This window comes from Streptomyces subrutilus (assembly GCF_008704535.1).
GTDB lineage: Bacteria > Actinomycetota > Actinomycetes > Streptomycetales > Streptomycetaceae > Streptomyces > Streptomyces subrutilus.
In genome coordinates this window covers 6,279,735-6,300,673 of the sequence record NZ_CP023701.1, presented here as the reverse complement: position 1 = coordinate 6,300,673, position 20,939 = coordinate 6,279,735, and the positions used below count along the sequence as shown (strand labels likewise).

The window sequence follows — 20,939 nt, the reverse complement described above, 5'->3', positions numbered from 1 at the left end:
GCCCTGGTCCACGTCCCGGAGCACCGGGATCTGTTCGTCGCTCACCCGACCATTGTCGGGGCCCGGTCAGCCGGTCCAGACCGCCTCGGCCGCTTCGGCGAGCTCGGCGGCCTGCGCCAGGCCGGCCCGCGCGGCCGGGTCCCGCCGGGCCGGGTCCAGGACGTTGCGGCCGAAGGCCTTGCGCGCGGCGGCCGACGGGGTGATCAGCAGGACGCGCGCGCCCGCCGCCCGCAGCCGGGCCGCCTGCGCGGACGGCGCCGGGACCAGTGCGGTCCCGCGCGCGATCGGGGCGAGGACGACCACCCGGTCGTGGCCGGCGGCCAGGTCGGCGTTGGTGGCGGAGCGGACGCCCCCGTCGATGAAGCGGCGCCCGCCGACCGTCACGGGCGGCCACACCCCGGGCACCGCGCAGCTCGCCGAGACGGCGTCGACCAGTCCGCTGCCGCCGTCCTTGTCGAAGGCCCTCAGGTCGCCGGTCAGGGCGTCGACGGCGGTGACGACCAGCCGTCGCTCGGGCCACGCGTGGGAGACCAGCCGGCCCTCCAGCACCGTGCGCCGCTCGGCCTCGGAGCCGGTGTCCGCGGCCAGGGCGAGGGCGCCGACGCGGCGGCGGTAGGCCGTGGCCTCGCGCGAGCGGAGCACGGCCAGCGCGTAGCGGGCGATCAGGCCGGCCCCCAGCCGGGCCGGGAGCTCCCCGACGGGGTCGCCGAGCTGGCGCTCGTACAACTCCCGCGCCGTGAGCCGGCCGGAGGTCAGCTGGGCGCCGACCACCGATCCGGCGGAGGTGCCGACGACCAGGTCGGCGGTGGTGAGGTCCACTCCGGCGCGGGCGAGCCCGTAGAGGATCCCGCACTCCCAGCCGACGCCGGTCAGTCCCCCGCCGCCCAGTACCAGTGCCGTACCGCTGCCCATCGCCCGCTCCCGACTGCCGTGCGTGCCCGTGGTGACGACGGGCAGTCTGCCGCAGACCGCCCGTCGCCACCACGGTCGGACCGGCACCGGCTGCGGCCGGCCGCCCCCGACGGACGTCACCGTGGCCGCTCCGGGCGTCCGGGCAGCCCTCGGGAACTGTTGCGCGGGCGTGTCCTTGGTCACTGCGCCCGAGCGGGCTCCGCGGGCGGGCATCCGCCGGGCCAGCGGGGGAACCTCCGCGCGTCGCCGTCCGTTCAACAGCGTGCGGTACCGCGGACGGCGCGAGTCCGTACAGGTCGGTTAGTCTCCCGGAATGTCCCTCCTCCTCGCGCCGTGGCTCCGGCTCTCGCTCCTCGTCGTGCTGCTCGCGGCGGCCGGCGTGGGGGTGCTGCTGTACGAGCCTCAGCGCCTCCTGTCGGAAGGCTGGCCCCCCGGGCTCCCGGTGGGCACGGCGGTGCTCCTGTTCGCAGGCGTGTACGGCGTGTGCGCCGCGGCCTTCGTCCCCCGCCCCCTCCTCAACCTGGCGGCGGGAGCCGTCTTCGGCACGCAGTTCGGCCTCGTCGCGGCCGTCGGCGGCACGGTGCTCGGCGCCGGCATCGCCTTCGGCCTGGGCCGCTGCATGGGCCAGGAGGCTTTGCGCCCGTACCTGCGCGGTCGCTGGCTCAAGGCGGCCGACGGCCAGCTCAGTCGGCACGGGTTCCGCTCGATGATCGCGGTCCGGCTCTTCCCCGGGGTCCCGTTCGTGGTGGCGAACTACTGCGCCGCGGTGTCGCGTTGCGGCTGGGTCCCGTTCCTCTCCGCCACGGCGCTCGGCGTGGTCCCGAACACCACCGCGTACGTGATCGCCGGGGCCAGCGCCTCCTCCCCCGGCTCGCCCGCCTTCCTCGCCTCGTTCGGCTTCATCGTGGTCTCCGTGGTGGCCGCGGGAGCGGTCGCCTGGCGCAAGCGGCACCGGCTGGCTCCCCCGCGCACGCACGAAAGCCCGTACGAACCGACGCCCAGGCACCCCCCTGTGGTCAGCGCCGCTCCGCACGGGCCCTAGCATCGGACCCGAACTTCCCGACGATCACAAGGACGAGCGCACCCCGACATGAGCTGGTTCGAATCCCTAATCCTCGGTCTCGTCCAGGGGCTTACGGAGTTCCTCCCGATCTCCTCCAGTGCCCACCTGCGGCTGACCGCGGCGTTCGCCGGCTGGCACGACCCGGGTGCGGCCTTCACCGCCATCACCCAGATCGGCACCGAGGCCGCCGTGCTGATCTACTTCCGCAAGGACATCGCGCGGATCGTCTCCACCTGGTTCCGCTCCCTCTACACCAAGGCCCTGCGGTCCGACCAGGACGCGAAGATGGGCTGGCTGGTGATCGTCGGATCGATCCCGATCGGTGTCCTCGGCCTGGTGTTCAAGGACGCGATCGTGGGTCCCGCCCGTGACCTGCGGCTGACCGCAACCACCCTCATCGTGATGGGCATCGTGCTCGGCATCGCCGACCGCATGGCCGCGCGCGACGAGGAGGGCGGCCGGCACCGCGCGATCCGCGAGCGCAAGACGCTCAAGGAGCTCGGGGTCAAGGACGGACTGGTCTTCGGCCTGTGCCAGGCGATGGCCCTGATCCCTGGCGTCTCCCGCTCCGGCGCCACGATCTCCGGCGGTCTGCTGCTGGGCTTCACCCGCGAGGCGGCCGCCCGCTACTCCTTCCTCCTCGCCATCCCGGCCGTCCTGGCCTCGGGCGCGTTCGAGATCAAGGACGTCGCCGAGAACCCCGGCCACATCTCCTGGGGTCCGACGATCTTCGCGACGGTCATCGCCTTCTTCGTGGGCTACGCCGTCATCGCCTGGTTCATGAAGTTCATCACCACGAAGAGCTTCATGCCGTTCGTGATCTACCGCATCGCCCTGGGCATCCTGCTCTTCGCCCTGATCGGCACGGACGTCCTGAGCCCGCACGCGGGCGAGTCCGGCTCGTAGCGACGCACAGGGGCACTTCCGCGCGGCGGGCGGCGCGGGCCGGCCGAGGTTCACGTCCGGTCCAGGGCGGGTCCGACCGGTCGTGTGACGCTCCCGTAGGGCGCTTGTTGCCCGGGACACGGGGCGGGGAGATCTTTCGGGTGAAGAGCGGGCCCGACTGGGCAAGCTCTATCCGACCACCCGCGGCCACACCTCCGGCGACAGCCCCGCAGACGACTGCGTCGACAGCTGGTACTGCCCGCTCACCGCGTGGATGTATGGATGTGGGCCAGCAACGCGGTGACTACCGGGATCCACGGGGAATACCCGCCTCAGGAGCAGGGCCACGGACCCGCTGTGACCTGCCGGCGGCGCCTGGCCGCGTGGAACGACGCCGGGGCGTGGGACCGACTGCACCTGGCGCTGCTGAAGAAGCCGGACCGGTAGCGGGCGTTGATCGGCTCGTCCCCAACGCCTTTGCCAGGAACTCTGAACGGCGGCCACAGCGAGTCGGCTCAGGACGACGGGGTTCTCGGGTACGGCTTCTCAGCTCTGAACGCGTTGGTCGTATTCGGTTTGGTGCGCCCGAATCTCGTCCGTGTTGTCGACCGTCCAGGCGTACAACCGGCCGAACGGCTCCCGGAGGGATTCGCCGAGCGGGGTGAGGGAGTACTCGACCCCCACCGGGGAGGTAGGCAGGACGCGGCGCGTGATCATCCCGTTGCGCTCCAGACGGCGCAGGGTCTGGGTCAAGACCCGCTGGGTCACGCCTTCGAGGCGGCGCTTGATCTCGTTGAACCGAGTGGGCTTGTCGAGTACTGCCATCACCATCATCGACCACTTGTCAGCGATCTGGTCGAGGATCGGGCGGCTCGGGCAGTCGGCCCGGTAGACGACGCCGGCGTCGGCGCCGTTTTCAGAAGTGGCCATGTCGGTATCCTTCGCGATCCTTGCGATGCCGAAAGTGCGTTATTGACGCCGGTCTCTCACCATCGCACCGTAAGTATGCATCAGGAACTAGATGCATATCAGGTACCGATCGGAGAGCTCCATGAACCACGACGCCTACCCGACCCTGCGGGTGAGTCGCGAGGACGGCATCGCCCGTGTCACCCTCGACAACCCGCCCGTCAACGTCCTGAACGTCGCCCTGATGGCCGACCTCCGGCACCTGCTGACCGCGCTGAAAAGCGACGACTCGCTCCGGGTGATCGTGTTCGACAGCGCCAATCCGGAGTTCTTCATAGCCCACGTCGACATGTCCCTCGTCGACACTCCGGACGCTTTCGACGAGCTCGCGGCCGACCTTCCGGACGGCGTCAACGTCTTCCAGGCTCTGGGGGAACTGCTTCGGCACCAGCCCCAGGTGACCATCGTCAAGCTTGCCGGGATGGCGCGCGGCGGGGGCGCGGAGTTCGTCACGGCCGCGGACATGACGTTCGCGGCGATCGGCCGTGCCGCGATCGGCCAGATCGAAGCTCTCATGGGCATCGTCCCCGGCGGAGGGGGCACGCAATATCTCGCCGGCCGGGTCGGCCGCAATCGCGCCCTGGAGGCGGTGCTGGGTGCCGATCTGTACGACGCCGAAACCGCGGAGCGCTACGGCTGGGTCAACCGGGCCGTCCCCGCCGACGAGCTCGACGACCTCGTCGACAGCCTCGCCCGCAACATCGCCGCCCTGCCCGAGGGTGTGATCGCAGCGGCCAAGCGCGCCATCGTCCCCGAGGACCTGTCCGAAGGTCTCCTGCGGGAGCACGACGCATGGGCGGGCCAGTTCGCCCGCCCCGAGGCCGAACGTCTCATCCGCGGCGGATTGGCCCACGGTGCCCAGACCCTCGACGGCGAGCGCGATCTGGAGGGCCTGCTCCGGGGTCTGCCCGGATAGGAACCGGACGAAGACCCCGTGTACGCGTCGGTGTGGACCGGCCAATCGGCCGACCCCGCCTGATCGTCCCCAGCGATTGTCCAGAACCCGTACGCCGCGCGCATCGGGCCGTGACCGCGGCTTTTGCGCACGTCGTTGTTGCACCTGTCGTAGCGGCATGTGATGTGGTCGGGACACCACAGCACGAAAGGCCCTGTCTGATGTACCCCTCCATCACGCCTCCCCGCCAGGTCAAGATCGGTGATGCGGCCGCGTTCGCCGGGACCACCCCGCGTGCCGTCCGCCACTACCACCAGATCGGCCTGCTGCCGGAACCGGAACGAGGCGGAGACGGCCGACGCCGCTACGGCCACGACGACATGATCCGCCTGCTGTGGATCCGCAAGATGTCAGCGGCCGGCATCAGCCTGGACGACATGCGGGCCGCCTTCACCGAAGCCCGGGACATCGAGGAGATCCTGAGCAGGCTGGAGGAGACCCTGGCGGCGCGGGAGGCGGAAAGCAAACGTCAGCGCGCGGCTGTCCAGCGCCTGCGGGCGGTGGGCAGCCCTCTGGGGCTGCTCTCCGAACTGGTCACCGACCGGCTCAGCCACCTGCCCCCGGACGCACTGCGCCCCTCCGACCTGGACACCCTGCTGGTCACCGAACGGGTCTTCGGCCCGCTGGGCGCCGCCGTCCAGGCCAGCGTGTTCATCGTGCTGGCCACCCACCCCGACCTGAGGGCCGAGGACGACCGTCTCGACGCCGCCGAGGCCGCCCTCGACGACGGCGCCGATCCCCACGACCCACGCGTCGAAGAGCTCGCCGTACGGCGATACGCCCAACAGACCGCCCTGGAGCAGGCCATCGAGGCAGCTGGGCTGGACGCGGCCGAGGAGAAGCTCTTCGAGAGCTACGACGGCGATCTGAAAGGTGAGGAGGACACACAGATGAGCGCCTTCGAAGCGATCACCAAAATGCCCTACGACTTCTCTCCCGCCCGGATGCGCTGTATGGAACTCACGGCACAGCTCCTCGCCGGCGCCCACTCCGCAGACCACTGACCGTCTGTTCCCGGCACCGATGCGGCCCGACAGCGGGTCGCGTCCATCCGCATACGAAGGGTCGCATCAGGCGCCGAGCCCGGGCCGTAAGCAAGAGTGACATCACAATCGGCCGTACGTGGGCATGTTGAGCTGGCCGCTGACATGCCATTCCACTGGCCTCAACGCCCTCACCCAGGGCTACCGCCTCGCCCGTGGACACGGCCGCCGGCTGCTGCGCTTGCACGCCCCCTGCCCGCACGTCGTGGGCCTGTTGGAGATGACCAGGGCAGGCGAGCTGTCCTCCATCGACGCCGGGACCACCCCACCGCGCCGCCGGCTGATCCTGGTGACACGCTGGTGGTTGACGGCCTCACCGCTGTCCTGACGAAGCTCGGCGATGATCCTCGGGGCCCCGTGGGTGCCGTCCGATTCCTGGTGCACGGCCTCGTCCGGGCGGCGAGGCGGCCGTCGGCCGACGTGTCGGCCTGCCCGGTCCGCAACCGTCCGGCGCCCGTGGGTCTGCGCCTCGGGTCGGGCTTGCGGCGTCGTGTCGTGACGCCCGTGCGGCCTCTGCTCTGCCGTCTCGTCGGCGGTTACTCGCCGTCCGGCGGCCAGGTGGCGTGGTCGCGGAGGTGATGGAACTCCGTCAGCTCGGAGGCGAGGACGTCGAAGTGCGGGAGCGGGGCCCACAGGTCGCGCTCGCCGATGACGTAGAGCCGGCGTTTGGCGCGGCTCGCGGCGACGTTGAGCAGGTGCGGGGTGCGGGCCGCCCACTCGCGGGCGCCGGGCCGACCGCCGCCGAGCACGAGGACGACGACGTCGGCTTCCTTGCCCTGGGCCCGGTGGACGGTGGCGCAGCGCTCCTCGATCAGTCCGGACGTCCAGCCGTCACGGCCGCGGCAGACCTTCTGGCATTCGGCGACGAGGGCCCGGAAGGGGGCGATGACGCGCACGCGGTCGACGGTGACGCCGTTCCGGTGCAAGTGGTCGAGGACGAACTCGAAGGCCCGGCGGTCGCGTTCGCCCCACGGGGCCTCGGACGGGCGGCTCGGGTCGTCGGTGTTGAGCCAGCGGCTGGGCAGCAGGCCGTCCCGTTCCGCATCGGGGAACGCCTTGGGTGCGGTGCCGTAGACCATGAGGCCGCCGTAGGCGACCTCGTTGCTGACCGTGAACATCGGCTCTTCGCAGCGGCGGTGCACGCGCAGCGGGGAGCCCACCCAGACGTGCTCGTCGTCGGTGTCCGGGGCCGGCAGATAGGTGCCGTAGCGGTTGGTCCGGTCGGCGACGGCCTGGGCCGAGGTGGCCGAGGGCAGCCAGTGCTCGTCGACGCCGTAGGCGCGCATCAGCCGGCGTTGCAGGGCCGTGGGCATGGTGACGACGGGTTCGAGTTGGAGTGGATCGCCGACCAGGACGGCGCGGCGGGCGCGCCACAGCGCGCCGGCGGCGGCCTGCGGGGTGGCCTGCCCGGCCTCGTCGACGAGGATCCAGCCGATCGACTCCCGGCCGAGGCGGGCGAACATGCTGCCGATGGAGGAGAACGTGGTCGAGACGACGGGCACCAGGAAGAAGAGGGTCCGCCACGCGTGCTCGACCTCCTCGTCGGGTACGTGCCCGTTGGTGCCGGCCATCAGTTCCATGAGGACCTGGAGGTTGCCGCGGACCTTCTTCGCTGCGCCGGCGACGAAGGCGCGGTGCAGGTCGAGGGCGCGCAGGAACAGGGCGCTGCGCGCGGTGGACCATGCCTCGTCGGACCAGGGCGAGCCGAGTTCCTGGTCGGCTTCGGCGAGGTGCGACCAGCCGAGCGGCAGGGACGGCAGCGTCCGGGCCGCCTCCCGCAGTTCGCGGTGGCTGCCGTCGAGTTCGGCCACGGCGGCCCGCAGGTCTCGGCGGGCCGCGTCTGCGCTGTGCCGGGCGTGTCGGAGGTCGGCGGCTGCCACGGCCTCCCGCGCGCTCGCGGCCCGTTCGTGGTCGAGGGCCGCGGTGAGGCCGGCGGCGGCCTCGTCGACGACGGTGCCGGACCGGGTGTGCCGGTCGGCGGCCAGGGACTCGGCGCGCACGGCTGCGGCGATCTGCTCCAGGGAGTCCTGGAGCGCGGTGCGCTGCTGGGCGAGCAGGGACGCGATCTCGGCTTGGGTGTGCTCCTGCTGCCGTTCGGCGGCCTGCCGTTCGGCCGCGCTCCGCAGCAGGCGGCGCAGCCCGCCGCGCAGTCCCCGCTCGACGGCCGGGGGCGCGTCGTGGCGGGCGGTGAGCGCGGTCACGTACTCGCGGTGGTGTGCGGCCAGTTCACGGGCGGCCGACAGGTCCGCGCGGGCGGTGGCCAGCTCCTGGCGGGCCCGCGGTACGTGTTCGGAGGCCGTCCCGTATCCGGCCTCGGCCACCGCCGTGGCCGTCCGGGCGGCGGCGGTGGCGGTGGCGGCCCGGTCCAGGACCGTCGTGGCGGCGGCGACCTGCCGGTCGGCCCGGGACACGGCGGCTTCCAGGTCCGCGATCCGCTGCCCGGCCGACGGGGACTCGACGTCCGCCAGTGCCCCGGCCAGCCGGGCGCGTCCGGCGCGCAGCCGCTCCACCTCGGCCTGGGCGGTACGGAACGCGGCGACGGCGTCGGTCCACGACGGCACGGGCTGGGCGGGACCCGCCGCCGCGGCCGCGGCCTGGTCCGCCGGGGTGACGGGACGCCGGCCCCCGGGCGGGGGCTTCGGCGGAAGCCAGTCGCGCAGGACCTCCTGCATGCCGCGCAGCGGCGGCAGTCCCGCGTCGGAGCGGGCCTCGGTCTCCTTCTCCGGCAGCCGGCCCCACCAGAACCGGTTTCCGAACTCCTTGCGGTTGGCCTTGTTGCCGAGCACCGCCGCGACCAGACCCCAGGCCGGCCCGCCGAGGAGCGCGGAGGCGAGGTCGGAGAAGTGGTCGGGGCCGCCGTGCCAGAGCTCGTCGAGCGCCCCCATGCCGGGCAGTTCGGCGGTGATGTTCTCCACGGCGCCGTTGTTGGAGGAGGTGACCACGATCTCGAAGCCGGTCAGCCGCGGGTCGATCCGCGACACGGTGCGGGGGTAGGTGCCCTGGCGGTCCCTGCCCTGCCAGGGCGGACCGGTGAACGCCTTCTCGGGCCGGTCGAACGTGGCCAGCACGGCTGCTCGCTCGACGACCAGTGCGGCGACCAGGTCCCGCAGCATCGTCGTCTTGCCCGTGCCCGGCGGGCCGTTCACGGAGAACATCCCACCCGCGGTTCCGGCCCGGTCGGCGAGCATGCGGTCGACCGCGAACTGCTGGCTCAGCGCGAGCGGGAACCGCGCCGGTGCGGGCCAGCGGCCGGCCGGAACCAGGTCCGGAGCGACCCCTTCCAGGACGACCCCGCGCTCCCGGCGCACATCCGTCCGAGCCCCCACGGCGACGGCGTCGAGCTCGGTCAGGTAGGCCTCCAGCGCCGGGCCGATCCCCTTCCCGATGGCCGCGGACACCCGGGCCAGATCAGGGGGAAGCAGACTGTTCAGGAACGGCGCGGCGGCGGCGACCTTCGCCTGCGGGTCCCGCGGCCGGTGGACCAGCCTGCTGCGCACCCGGACCACCTGCGGCCGCAGGTGGTCCCGTACCCCGCACAGGTCGGCGACCTGCGCGGTCAGGGCGACCAGATCGGCGAACCCGAGTGCGCGGGCACCGGCGCCAGCCCCGTTGTCCGCCTCGGTCGCCATGTCAGGACCGTCGGCCGACGACCCTTCGGGGACGCCCCGGGTGCCGTCCGACCGCCCGGACCGCACCTGCTCCTCGGCGGGGCGACGGGCGGCGGCCCAGTCCGCGGCGCGGCGCACCAGGGGTTCCGCCGCACCCTGCACGGCGGCGCCCGCGACCTCGCCGAACAGCGCACCGACCGCGCCGACTGCCGCGCCGCCCAGGATCTCGGCGAGCAGCCGCTGCCAGCTCCCGCCACCGCCACCGCCACCGCCACCGCCACCGACCGACGTTCCCGGCCCGCCCTCCGGGTCGGGCCGGCGCCCGGACGCCGTTGCGGCGGCCGGTGCGGTGGGGCCGTAAGGGATCGCGGTGGCCGTGAGCGCGTCGATCGCCTCGCCGAACGCGTCGTCGAGCTCCTCGAACCCGTCCAGCCACCCCGGCGCGGACGGCCCCGGATCGAAGAGGCGACCGGTCGCCCAGGCGCACGCGGAGATCACGGACGTGTCTTCGAGCGGTCGGCCCTCGTCGTCCAGGACCAGCGCGAGCATCGCGCTCTGGCCCGACAGCACCAGCTCGGCCTGCGGCACTCCCGGGTCGGGATCGGTCCCCGCGGGCAGTACGGCGATCATTGCCTGGCGGAGCAGCTCCAGATCGAAGACCCCGCAGTAGACCTCGTGCCGCCACATACGTCCGTACGGTGCCCGCCGCGCCCCCGTCTCCGGATGGTCCGGGGCCCACGGCAGGAGCGGTGGTACCCGGCCCGGCTCCGGAGTCAGGTCAGCCACGTACTCGTCCCTCGGCCCGGAGCGCGCGGCTGGGCGGCGGCGAGGAAGTGCCGGGATGGGTGGCGGACTGAACAGTTCGATCGCGCGCCAGCACTCCAGCAGGGCCTTCCGTCGACGGTCCTGCGCGTGTCCGCTCCGCACCCACTGCCCCCGTGTCGCACGCGCGGCATGGTGCCGCTCCCTTGAAGATCAGCCGTATCGCCGAATCTACCGGACCGTCAGCAGCTCGTACCCGATGCCTGGACGCCTGGGCCCAGAGGGCCGGTTCGGCCGACGCGGGCACGGAGCGGGGAGGGTGCCCGGAATGTGGTGAGACGTCTGCCGTCCCGACTGGCGGCTACAGCTCGGAGGGTTCGGTGTGGTCGCCGGACGCGGGGTTGCCCACACCGAACACCGGCAGGACTCGACGCGAGTCGTGGCCTCGCCACCAGCGAGCTCGTGCATGGTGGGCGGTGCGATGCCGGCTCGTGATCCTGATCATGTACATGTGGTGGGGACAGCGACCCGTGCAGCGATCATCAGCGATCGGCGGCGCGACGTGGTCGACCACGTGACCAGCGGGTGGGGTGTCTGGGTACTGATCTCCTTGCGGAGCAACGACCTTCGGTTCTACGAGCTGCGCGACAGCATCCAGGGCATCAGCGAGAAGATGCTCGCTCAAACACTGCGCGCACTGGTCCGGGACGGCCTGGTCTGGCGGGAGGTCGAGCCGACGACACCACCCCAAGTCACTTACGGACTGACCGAGTTCGGCCAGGACGTCGGCAAGCCACTGACGGACCTGTTCGACCGGATCACACAGCGGCTGTCGCCTGACGGAACATCCGCCGCGGAGCGGCCGAGCGCGACAGGCCAAGCGAAGAAGCCGACCACCCCGGCGCCTCGACAGCTGCACCGTCTCCACGGCGAACACCGACCGTGACGGCAGGAAGGCCGCGCCGCCGAGGCACTGTCCACGGAGGTTCCGACCTCCGTGTGGCGCCCGTCAGAGGTCCAGACCTCGAATTGCCCACGCAGGGGAGAGTCTCAGCCGGATCCGGGCGGGCCGGCCACGCCCAGGCTGTGCCTCAGGAGGGTCGCTTCCTCGACCAAGTGGTGGAGCAGGGCCTGGAGGGCGGGGGTGCGGGTGCGGTGCGCCGCCTCCGTCGTGCCTACCGTGCGCCCCACCGACGGGAGGTCGACGGGGAGGGCCGCCAAGCGCTCGTCGTCGCGCAGTACCAGTTCGGGCAGTAGCGCCACCATGTCGGTCTGCAGCAGCAGGGCGCGCATCGTCAGGATGGACGTGCACTCGACCCGGTCCGTGGGGAGCGACAGGCCCCGCTCCACGAACAGCGCGCCCAGCTCGTGTCGTAGCGCGGTCTGCTCCACCGGAAGGATCCACGGGTACTCCAGCGCGTCCGTCAGCGTGACCGTCCCGGTGCCCGTGCCCAGCAGCGGATGGCCCGTCCGGACCGCCAGCTTGATGCGCTCCCTGTACAGCATGCGCTGGTAGAGGCGTTCGCCGTCCTTCGGGGCCGGGCCGACCCGGCCGACGATGACGTCCAGCTCGTTCCCCAGCAAAGCGGGATGGAGTACGTCCGGGGTGCCCTCCCGGACGATCACCGTCAGTCGTGGGCGTTCCCGCTTCAGGCGGGCGACCGCGCGGGGCAGCAGCACGTTGGCTCCCGCCAGGAGCGTTCCCACCGTCACCGTGCCCTCGTGGCCTTGGCGCAGGCCGTCCAGGTGCTCCCCGGCCCGGTGGACTTCCGTGACCACCGCCCTCGCGTGTTCGGCCAGTGCCTCGCCGTACACCGTGGGGCGCATGCCGCGCGGCTCGCGCACGAAGAGCGGCAGGTCGGCGATGGCCTCCAGCTCCCGCAGGGCGCGGGTCGCGGCGGGCTGGGTGAGGTGCAGCGCCTCCGCGGCCCGCGCCACGCTCCCGTGCTGCACGATCGCGACCAGGAGCGTCAGGTGCCGGAACTTCAGCCGGCCGTCCAAGAGGTCCATCGGGAGCAGCTCCTTCCAGAGGGTTCGGTACCCGGCCGCCCCGTTCGCCGCAGGAGCGCGCCCGGCGCATCCGGCGGGCCCGACTCGTGCAGCGCATCCGACTCGTGCGGCACGTCCGACTCACCCGACTCACCCGACTCGCCCGGCTTTCGTGATGCCGGGTGCGCCCGGCCCGTGGGCCGCCGTGCGGGCGGAGCGCGCCCGGCCCGCGCGTGGCGGGCTTGCCGGAGTGTGTCCGGACGGTGGGCCGGCGTGTTGCGGGGATGTGTACGGCTTGTGTGCCGAGCCCGACGATCCCATACCTGGATCGATATGGGAACCGCTGATTTCGGCATTGGTTCGACATACCGAGGCGGCGCATGATGTCCGCACGCTCCGGGGTTCCAGACACGAAATCCCCGGCCTGGAAAAGGAGTCCGCAAGGTGAGCTCACCCGTTCGGCATTACGTGGGAGGCGAGTTCGACGCTTCCGGCGACCCGTTCCCACTCGTCGACCCGGTCCACGGGCGTACCGTCGGCCAGGTGCCCTCGGCCCCCGCCGAGCTGGTCGACCGCGCGGTGCGCGCCGCCCGGGAGGCATTGCGCGGGCCGTGGGGTTCGTGGAGCCCGGCCGACCGCTCTCGGGCGCTGCACCGGATCGCCGACGGCATCGAGCGGCGCTTCGAGGAGTTCGTCGCCGCCGAGTGCGCCGACACCGGCAAGCCGCGCGAGCTCGCCTCCACCGTCGACATCCCGCGCGCCGTCGCCAACTTTCGCGCCTACGGCGACCTGCTCGCCGCCCGCAGCGAGCAGGCCTGGCACACCGAGACCGCCGACGGACGCGGCGCGCTCAACTACACCGTGCGCAAGCCGCTCGGCGTGGTCGCGGTGATCTCGCCCTGGAACCTGCCCCTGCTGCTTCTGACCTGGAAGGTCGCGCCCGCCCTGGCCATGGGCAACACGGTCGTCGCCAAGCCGTCGGAGCTGACTCCCGCAACGGCCTGCCTGCTCGCCGAGGTGACCGCCGAGGCCGGGCTCCCCGCCGGCGTCTTCAACCTCGTCCACGGCCCCGGGGCGAACGCCGCCGGCCAGTGGCTCACGGAGCACCCCGGCGTGGACGCCATCGCCTTCACCGGCGAGTCCGGCACCGGCAGCACGATCATGCGCGCCGCCGCGGCCCGCCTGGCGCCCGTCTCGTTCGAACTGGGAGGCAAGAACGCCGGGCTGGTCTTCGCCGACGCGGACCTGGAGCAGGCCGTCGCGGGCACGGTCCGCTCCGCCTTCACCCACAGCGGCCAGGTCTGCTTGTGCACCGAGCGGCTCTACGTCGAGCGGTCCGTCTTCGCCGAGTTCGCCGCACGGCTCGGCGATGAGGCCCGCAGGCTCAGCGGGTACGGGCCGATGATCTCCGCCGCGCACCGCGACAAGGTCCTCGGCCACCTCTCCAAGGCCGCCGCCGACGGCGAAGTCCTGGCAGGCGGCGGCGCTCCGCGCTTCGGCGACGACCGCGACGGCGGTTTCTGGGTCGAGCCCACCGTGCTGACCGGGCTTGCCGAGGACCACCCGGCGGTTCGGGAGGAGATCTTCGGGCCCGTTGTGCACCTGGCCCCCTTCGACACCGAGGAGGAGGCGATCGCGCTCGCCAACAGCGGCCCCTACGGACTGGCCGCGACCGTGTGGACGGGTGACGTCGGCCGCGCGCACCGCGTCGCCCCCGCCCTCGACGTGGGCGTCGCCTGGGTCAACACCTGGAACCTGCGCGACCTGCGCACACCGTTCGGCGGCGTGAAGGCGTCCGGGATCGGGCGCGAGGGCGGCGACCACTCCCTCGACTTCTTCTCCGAACCGATGAACGTGTGCGTGAAGCTGTGACCCCCGCGACCCGCCGGGCCCCGCGCCCCTGCGACCCCGTGACGCGCGCCGCCGAACGCCTCGACGAAGCCCGGCGCACCGGCGTCCCCTGCGACCCCGTCCGCGACCTCCTCCCGATCGGCGACCTGGACACCGCCTACGCCGTCCAGTCCCTCCTCACCGACCGCCGGCTCGCCGAGGGCCGTCGCGTGACCGGCTGGAAGATCGGCCTGACCTCCGCTGCGGTGCAGGCCCAACTCGGTGTGGAATCACCCGATTTCGGGGCCCTGTTCGACGACACGGCGCTGCCCGACGGCGCCGACCTGCCCTGGGGGGCGGTGCTCCAGCCGAAGGCGGAGGCCGAGGTCGCCCTCGTCCTGGAGCACGACCTGGAGCACGAGCGGCACACCGTCGCCGACATCATCCGGGCGACCGCGTTCGCGCTGCCCGCCATGGAGATCGTCGGCAGCCGCATCCGCGACTGGGACATCACCGCCGTCGACACCATCGCCGACAACGCCTCCAGCGGCGCGTACGTCCTGGGCAACCGGCCCGTACGGCTGCGCGACCTCGACCTGCGCACCGCCGGGATGGTGCTGGAACGGCGCGGCGAGCCCCTCTCCACGGGCGCGGGCGCCGCCTGCCTGGGCCATCCGCTGCACGCCGCGCTCTGGCTCGCCGACACGCTCGTACGCGTGGGGCGCCCGCTGCGGGCGGGGGACACCGTGCTGACCGGGGCGCTGGGGCCCATGACGGCCGTGGCCCCCGGCGACGTACTCGAAGCGCGCATCGACGGCCTCGGCTCGGTCCGCGCGGCCTTCGGCGCGGGCCCGCGGGAAGGAGGGATCCGATGAGGGCAACGGACCTCGAAGCCGTCGCCGCGCGGCTCGACGAAGCGGCGCGCCACGCCCGTCCGATCGCGGGCGGGAGCACCGGTCTCACCGACACCGGCGAGGCGTACGCCGTCCAGGAGGCCCTGGTCGCGCGCATGACGGCACGCGGCGATCGGATCACCGGCTTCAAGCTCGGCTTCACCAGCCTCGCCAAGATGCGGCAGATGGGAGTGTCCGACCTGATCCACGGCCGGATCACCGACCGGATGCGGATCGCCGACGGCGGGCGGTACGACCTCGGCGGCCTGATCCATCCGCGCGTCGAGCCCGAGATCGCCTTCCTCCTCGGCGACACGCTGCGGCCGGGCGGCGACCCGGCCGCCGCGGTCGCCGCGGTGGCCCCCGCCCTGGAGGTCATCGACTCGCGCTACGACGGCTTCGTGTTCTCCCTGCCCGAGGTCATCGCCGACAACACCTCCGCCGCCGGGTACGCCGTCGGACCCTGGAGCGCCCCGGGCGACCTGGCCGGCCTCGGCGTGCTCCTGGAGCTCGACGGACGCCTCGCGCAGGCCGGGTCCACCTCCGCGATCCTGGGACACCCGCTGCGGGCCCTGGCCGCGGCGGCCCGGCTCGCCGGCGAACTGCCGGCCGGGACCGTGATCCTGGCGGGCGCGGCCACGGCCGCCGTCCCGCTGCCGCCCGGCACTCACGTACGCGCCACGGTCGCCACCCTCGGCTCCGTCCAGTTCGGCACGGAAGAGGAACCGGCCGGCGACCCCGGCCCCCGCCGGGCCGACCGCACCCCGGAGGGGTCCTCATGATCGTTCCCGGCGCCGCGACACCCCGAGGCCGCTTCCCCCACCTGCGCCGGGCGGCCGACCTCGTCTACGTCTCCGGCACCAGCTCGCGCCGGCCCGACGGCACCTTCGCCGGGGCCTCGGCCGACCCGATGGGCGTCACCGACCTCGACATCCGCGTCCAGACCCGCGCCGTGCTCGACAACATCGCGGCCCTGCTCGACGCGGCCGGCGGCGGCCTGGCCGACCTGGTGTCCGTCACCACCTACCTCGTGAACATGAACGACTTCGGGGGCTACAACGAGGTCTACGCCCAATATTTCGACGAGAACGGACCGGCGCGCACCACCGTCGCCGTCCACCAGCTTCCCCACCCCCACCTGCTGATCGAGATCAGCGCCGTGGCACACCTCCCGCAGGACCCCCGGCCGCCGCGGGACCCGCACCGCGCACAGGAGCAGGAGCAGCACGCATGACCATGTCCCCGTTCAACCTCCACGCCTGGATCGAGGAGCACCGCCACCTCCTGAAGCCCCCGGTCGGCAACGTCCAGATCTGGCAGGACGCCGATCTGATGGTGACCGTCGTGGGCGGCCCCAACCGGCGCACCGACTTCCACGACGATCCGATCGAGGAGTTCTTCCACCAGCTCAAGGGCGACATGGTGCTGCGCGTCATGGACGAGCCGGGAAAGCCGCCGCGCGACATCCACATCCGGGAGGGCGACGTCTTCCTGCTGCCTCCGCACGTGCGGCACTCGCCGCAGCGGCCGGAGGAGGGCAGCATCGGCCTGGTCGTGGAGTTCGCCCGCCCGCAGGGCAGCCGCGATGCCTTCGAGTGGTACTGCATGGAGTGCCACCACCTCGTGCACCGCAGCGAGGTCCAGCTGACGTCGATCGTCGACGACCTGCCACCGGTCTTCAACGCCTTCTACACCGACGAGCAAGCCCGCACCTGCGGGAACTGCCGCGCCGTTCACCCAGGCCGGCAATGGCCCGACGCACTGCGGCCTCGGACCCGCCGGAACGAGGCGGGCGCATGACCGTCGTCGACACCCACGCCCACGTCTTCCCGGAGATCACCCGTGCCGAGTCGCTCCGGCTCACCGGCTCCGAAGAGGGCCCCTGGCTGCGCGTCTCGGACGGTCCGGGAGCGGGGATGATGATGGCCGGCGCACGCGAGTACCGGCCGGTGCGCCGCACGCTGTGGGACCCCGCCGAGCGCGTCGCGGACCTCGACCGGCTCGGGGTGGACGTGCAGGTGCTGTCCAGCACGCCCCTGATGTTCGGCTACAGCCTGCCGACCGAGCGGGCCGTCGACTGGTGCGACACCGTCAACTCCCGCATGCTCGACTACAGTTCGCACGCTCCGGACCGGCTCGCGCCGCTGTGTCAGGTGCCGCTCCAGGACACCGAGGCGGCCTGCGCCACGGTCTCCGGGGCCATGCGCCAGGGCTTCCGGGGCGTCCACATCGGCAACCACCTCGGCGACCGGGACCTGGACCACGGCGCGCTCCTGGAATTCCTCGCGCACTGCGCCGAGCAGGACGCCGCCGTCCTGGTCCACCCCTGGGACCTGCCCAGCGGGCCGCGCTTCTCCCGCTACATGCTCGCCTGGCTGGCGGGCATGGCCGCCGAGACGCACCTGACGATCCTCACCCTGATCCTGTCGGGCGCCTTCGAGAAGCTGCCCGCCTCGCTGCGGCTGCTCTTCGCACACGGCGGCGGCAGCTTCCCCTACCTGCTCGGGCGGGCCGACAACGCCTGGCACCGCCGCGACCTGGTGCGCGCCGACAGCCCCCGCCCCCCGTCCTCGTACACCGGCCGCTTCTCCGTCGACTCGGCCGTCTTCGACCCCGGCGCGCTGCGCCTGCTCGTCGACGTCATGGGCGCGGAGCAGGTGATGCTCGGCTCCGACCACCCCTTCCCGCTGGGCGAGGAGGAGATCGGCCGGCTCGTGCGGGAGAGCGGACTGACCCCCGCCGAGAAGGAAGCGGTGCTGGGCGGCAACGCCGTCCGCTTCTTCGGCCTGAACCACCCCGTGAAGGAGGCCGTCCGATGAGGGCTGCCGTCATCGGCTCCGGCAACATCGGCACCGATCTGCTGATCAAACTCATCCGCGGTTCCGGCGCGGTCACCGCGGCCGCGATGGCCGGCATCGACCCCGGCTCCGAGGGACTGGCCCGCGCCCGCCGCCTCGGTGTCCCCACCACCGCCGAAGGCGTCGAGGGCCTCATCGGGCTCGACGGCTTCGAGGACATCGGCATCGTCTTCGACGCCACCTCCGCCGCCGCCCACCACGCCAACGCCGCCGCCCTGGCCCCGTACGGCAAGACGCTCGTCGACCTGACCCCGGCCGCCTTGGGCCCCTACGTCGTCCCGCCGGTCAACCTCGACGAACACCTCGACGCGACGAACGTCAACATGGTCACCTGCGGCGGCCAGGCCACCATCCCCGTCGTCGCGGCCGTCTCACGCGTCGCACCGGTCCACTACGCCGAGATCGTCGCGTCCATCGCCTCGCGCTCCGCCGGGCCGGGCACCCGCGCCAACATCGACGAGTTCACCGAGACCACCGCCCGCGCCCTCGAACAGGTCGGCGGCGCCGCCCGCGGCAAAGCCATCATCGTCCTCAATCCGGCCGACCCCCCGCTGCTGATGCGCGACACCGTGCACTGCGTCGTCGACGACTGCGCCACCGAACGCGTGGCCGACTCCGTACGCGAGATGGCCGCATCCGTCGCCGCCTACGTCCCCGGCTACCGGCTCAAGCAGGAACCCCAGTTCCGCGCCCTGGCCGCCGACGACCCGCTGGTGAAACTCTCCGGCGGCGGCCGGCTCCTGGTCTCGGTCTACCTCGAAGTCGAAGGCGCCGCCCACTACCTGCCCGCCTACGCCGGCAACCTCGACATCATGACCTCCGCCGCGCTGCGCACCGCCGAGCGCCTGGCCGAACGGAACCCGGCCCGATGACCCGCGTCTACGTCCAGGACGTCACCCTGCGCGACGGCATGCACGCCGTCTCCCACCGCTACACCGTCGACCAGGTCCGCGCCATCGCCGCCGCCCTCGACGCGGCCGGCGTCGACGCCGTCGAAGTCGCCCACGGCGACGGCCTGTCCGGCTCCTCCATCACCTACGGACCCGGCGCCCACACCGACTGGGAATGGCTGGAGGCCGCCGCCGACGCCCTCCAGCACGCCCGCCTGACCACCCTGCTGCTGCCCGGCATCGGCACCGCCGCCGACCTGCTCCGCGCCCACAGCCTCGGCGTCACCTCGGTGCGCGTGGCCACCCACTGCACCGAAGCCGACATCTCCGCCCAGCACATCGGGCTCGCCCGGGAGCTCGGCATGGACGTGGCCGGCTTCCTGATGATGTCGCACCTCGCCGAACCGGCCCGACTCGCCGAACAGGCCAAGCTCATGGAGTCCTACGGCGCGCACTGCGTCTACGTCACCGACTCCGGCGGACGCCTCACCATGGACGGCGTCCGCGACCGGGTCCGCGCCTACCGCGACACCCTCGACGAGCACACCGAGATCGGCATCCACGCCCACCACAACCTCGGCCTCGGCGTCGCCAACAGCATCGTCGCCGTCGAAGCCGGAGCCCACCGCGTGGACGCCTCCCTCGCCGGGCAGGGCGCCGGCGCCGGCAATGCCCCCCTGGAGCCCGTCATCGCCGTCTTCGACCTGATGGGCTGGGAGCACGGCTGCGACCTCTTCCCGCTCACCGACGCCGCCGAGACCCTCGTACGCCCCACCCAGGACCGGCCCGTACGCGTCGACCGCGAGACGCTCACCCTCGGCTACGCCGGCGTGTACTCCAGCTTCCTGCGGCACGCCGAGACCGCCGCCGCCCGCCACGGCCTCGACACCCGCGACCTGCTCGTCGAGGCGGGCCGCCGCCGGCTCGTCGGCGGCCAGGAGGACCTGCTGACCGACATCGCACTCGACCTGCGCCGATCCCGCGCCACCGACAGCACCGCCTCTACGTGTACCGAGGAGGTACCCGCATGCTGAACCAGCGCGCCGCCGACCTGGACTCCGCCGACCCCCTCGCGCACGTACGCGGACGCTTCATCCTCCCCGAGGACGTCGTCTACCTCGACGGCAACTCCCTGGGCGCCCTGCCGGCCGCGGTCCCGGCCGCCGTCGAGGACGCCGTGCACCGCCAGTGGGGCACCGACCTGATCCGCTCCTGGAACACCAACGGCTGGTGGGACGCGCCCGTCCGTACCGGCGACGCCATCGGACGCCTCATCGGCGCCGCCCCCGGACAGGTCGTCGCCGGCGACTCCACCAGCGTCCAGCTCTTCAACACCCTGCTCGCCGCCGCCCGCCTGCGCCCCGGCCGCCCCCTGCTGCTCACCGACCCCGACCACTTCCCGACCGACCAGTACATCGCCGACTCGGTCGGCCGCCTGCTCGGTCTCGAAGTCCGCCGCGTCCCCGCCCGCGAGGCCGCCGCAGTGCTGGCGGCCGAGGGCGACCGGATCGCCGTCGCCGCCTACGCCCCCGTCGACTACCGCACCGGCGAGCTGTACGACATGGCCGCCCTCACCGCCGCCGCGCACACCGCCGGAGCCCTGGCGCACTGGGACCTGTGCCACGCCGCGGGCGCGCTCCCCGTCCGACTGGACGCGATCGGGGCCGACTTCGCGGTGGGATGCGGCTACAAGTACCTCTCCGGCGGCCCCGGCGCACCCGCCTTCGCCTACCTCGCCCGACGCCACCAGCAGACCTTCGACCACCCGGTCACCGGCTGGCACGGGCACGCCGAACCCTTCGCCATGTCGGGGACCTACACCCCGGCGCCCGGCATCACCCGCGCCCGCCTCGGCACCCCGCCGCTGCTCTCGCTGGCCGCTCTGGAAGCGGCGCTGACCGCCTACGACGGCGTGGACATGGAAGACGTGCGCGCCAAGAGCCTGTCCCTGACCGGCTTCTTCCAGGACTGCGCCGACGAACTCCTCGACGGACTCGGCTTCACCATGGCCACCCCGCGCGATCCCGCCCGGCGCGGCAGCCAGGTCGCACTGCGCCACCCCGAGGCGTACCCGCTGGTCGCCGCGCTCGTCGCGCGCGGCGTCATCGGCGACATGCGCGCTCCCGACCTGCTGCGCTTCGGCTTCAACGCGCTGTACCTCACGCACGCGGACGTGCTGCGCGCCGTCGAGGAGCTGCGCGACATCGCGATCTCGGGGGCGCACCGGGCCCCCGCCCTCCAGGAGCGTCCGACGGTCACGTGACGACCGGCTGCACGTGACG

At 72.8% G+C, this 20,939-nt stretch carries 19 protein-coding genes; 14 read left to right on the top strand and 5 right to left on the bottom strand.

What is annotated here, in order from left to right; all coding sequences use genetic code 11:
• Positions 1 to 66: 66 nt before the first annotated feature.
• The gene (locus CP968_RS28040; protein ID WP_150520636.1) at positions 67 to 912 is read right to left on the bottom strand and encodes a patatin-like phospholipase family protein; all 846 of its coding nucleotides are present in this window, start codon (positions 910 to 912) and stop codon (positions 67 to 69) included.
• Positions 913 to 1,225: 313 nt separating this feature from the next.
• On the opposite strand from CP968_RS28040, the gene CP968_RS28035 reads away from it, so the two are divergent.
• Entirely contained in the window at positions 1,226 to 1,954 is a 729-nt protein-coding gene (locus CP968_RS28035; RefSeq protein ID WP_150520635.1) for a TVP38/TMEM64 family protein, read from the top strand.
• Between the two features lie 48 nt (positions 1,955 to 2,002).
• Positions 2,003 to 2,881, top strand: coding sequence for an undecaprenyl-diphosphate phosphatase (locus CP968_RS28030; RefSeq protein ID WP_150520634.1), 879 nt, complete (start codon positions 2,003 to 2,005; stop codon positions 2,879 to 2,881).
• 525 nt (positions 2,882 to 3,406) lie between these two features.
• Here the strand turns inward: CP968_RS28030 and CP968_RS28025 are convergent.
• Positions 3,407 to 3,790 carry a winged helix-turn-helix transcriptional regulator gene (locus CP968_RS28025; protein WP_150520633.1) on the bottom strand — a complete coding sequence of 128 codons (384 nt, stop codon included), beginning with the start codon at positions 3,788 to 3,790 and terminating at the stop codon, positions 3,407 to 3,409.
• Between the two features lie 121 nt (positions 3,791 to 3,911).
• On the opposite strand from CP968_RS28025, the gene CP968_RS28020 reads away from it, so the two are divergent.
• Complete coding sequence (locus CP968_RS28020; RefSeq protein ID WP_150520632.1) at positions 3,912 to 4,745, top strand: enoyl-CoA hydratase/isomerase family protein; 834 nt, start codon at positions 3,912 to 3,914, stop codon at positions 4,743 to 4,745.
• A 200-nt stretch (positions 4,746 to 4,945) separates the two neighbouring features.
• A complete protein-coding gene (locus tag CP968_RS28015) occupies positions 4,946 to 5,788 on the top strand; it encodes a MerR family transcriptional regulator (RefSeq protein WP_150520631.1) in 843 nt (280 codons plus the stop codon).
• Between the two features lie 180 nt (positions 5,789 to 5,968).
• Here CP968_RS28015 and CP968_RS35730 read toward each other — a convergent pair whose 3' ends face one another.
• Positions 5,969 to 6,211: a helix-turn-helix domain-containing protein gene (locus CP968_RS35730; protein WP_167536859.1), complete on the bottom strand. Its 243-nt coding sequence runs from the start codon at positions 6,209 to 6,211 to the stop codon at positions 5,969 to 5,971.
• 152 nt (positions 6,212 to 6,363) lie between these two features.
• A complete protein-coding gene (locus CP968_RS28005; RefSeq protein WP_150520629.1) occupies positions 6,364 to 10,122 on the bottom strand; it encodes a DEAD/DEAH box helicase in 3,759 nt (1,252 codons plus the stop codon).
• A 586-nt stretch (positions 10,123 to 10,708) separates the two neighbouring features.
• Between CP968_RS28005 and CP968_RS28000 the strand changes: the two genes are divergently transcribed.
• Positions 10,709 to 11,143, top strand: coding sequence for a winged helix-turn-helix transcriptional regulator (locus CP968_RS28000; protein ID WP_229886697.1), 435 nt, complete (start codon positions 10,709 to 10,711; stop codon positions 11,141 to 11,143).
• A gap of 104 nt (positions 11,144 to 11,247) precedes the next feature.
• On the opposite strand, the gene CP968_RS27995 is transcribed toward CP968_RS28000, so the two are convergent.
• Positions 11,248 to 12,207 carry a LysR substrate-binding domain-containing protein gene (locus tag CP968_RS27995; protein ID WP_150520628.1) on the bottom strand — a complete coding sequence of 320 codons (960 nt, stop codon included), beginning with the start codon at positions 12,205 to 12,207 and terminating at the stop codon, positions 11,248 to 11,250.
• A gap of 423 nt (positions 12,208 to 12,630) precedes the next feature.
• Between CP968_RS27995 and CP968_RS27990 the strand changes: the two genes are divergently transcribed.
• The 9 genes from CP968_RS27990 to kynU are packed head-to-tail and all read left to right on the top strand — an operon-like array spanning position 12,631 to position 20,920.
• Complete coding sequence (locus tag CP968_RS27990; RefSeq protein ID WP_150520627.1) at positions 12,631 to 14,058, top strand: 2-hydroxymuconic semialdehyde dehydrogenase; 1,428 nt, start codon at positions 12,631 to 12,633, stop codon at positions 14,056 to 14,058.
• Positions 14,043 to 14,891 carry a 2-keto-4-pentenoate hydratase gene (locus tag CP968_RS27985; protein ID WP_150520626.1) on the top strand — a complete coding sequence of 283 codons (849 nt, stop codon included), beginning with the start codon at positions 14,043 to 14,045 and terminating at the stop codon, positions 14,889 to 14,891. The genes CP968_RS27990 and CP968_RS27985 overlap by 16 nt, the downstream gene beginning before the upstream one ends.
• Complete coding sequence (locus tag CP968_RS27980; RefSeq protein ID WP_150520625.1) at positions 14,888 to 15,691, top strand: 2-keto-4-pentenoate hydratase; 804 nt, start codon at positions 14,888 to 14,890, stop codon at positions 15,689 to 15,691. Before CP968_RS27985 ends, CP968_RS27980 begins: the two co-directional genes overlap by 4 nt.
• On the top strand, positions 15,688 to 16,143 hold the full coding sequence (locus CP968_RS27975) for a RidA family protein (protein ID WP_150520624.1): 456 nt from the start codon (positions 15,688 to 15,690) through the stop codon (positions 16,141 to 16,143). The genes CP968_RS27980 and CP968_RS27975 overlap by 4 nt, the downstream gene beginning before the upstream one ends.
• Entirely contained in the window at positions 16,140 to 16,709 is a 570-nt protein-coding gene (locus tag CP968_RS27970) for a 3-hydroxyanthranilate 3,4-dioxygenase (RefSeq protein ID WP_150520623.1), read from the top strand. The genes CP968_RS27975 and CP968_RS27970 overlap by 4 nt, the downstream gene beginning before the upstream one ends.
• Positions 16,706 to 17,728: an amidohydrolase family protein gene (locus CP968_RS27965; protein WP_150520622.1), complete on the top strand. Its 1,023-nt coding sequence runs from the start codon at positions 16,706 to 16,708 to the stop codon at positions 17,726 to 17,728. Before CP968_RS27970 ends, CP968_RS27965 begins: the two co-directional genes overlap by 4 nt.
• On the top strand, positions 17,725 to 18,639 hold the full coding sequence (locus CP968_RS27960; RefSeq protein WP_150520621.1) for an acetaldehyde dehydrogenase (acetylating): 915 nt from the start codon (positions 17,725 to 17,727) through the stop codon (positions 18,637 to 18,639). Before CP968_RS27965 ends, CP968_RS27960 begins: the two co-directional genes overlap by 4 nt.
• Positions 18,636 to 19,691, top strand: coding sequence for a 4-hydroxy-2-oxovalerate aldolase (gene dmpG / locus CP968_RS27955; protein ID WP_150520620.1), 1,056 nt, complete (start codon positions 18,636 to 18,638; stop codon positions 19,689 to 19,691). The genes CP968_RS27960 and dmpG overlap by 4 nt, the downstream gene beginning before the upstream one ends.
• Positions 19,685 to 20,920, top strand: a complete 1,236-nt coding sequence (gene kynU / locus CP968_RS27950) for a kynureninase (protein WP_150520619.1) — start codon at positions 19,685 to 19,687, stop codon at positions 20,918 to 20,920. Before dmpG ends, kynU begins: the two co-directional genes overlap by 7 nt.
• The last annotated feature ends 19 nt before the right edge of the window (positions 20,921 to 20,939 follow it).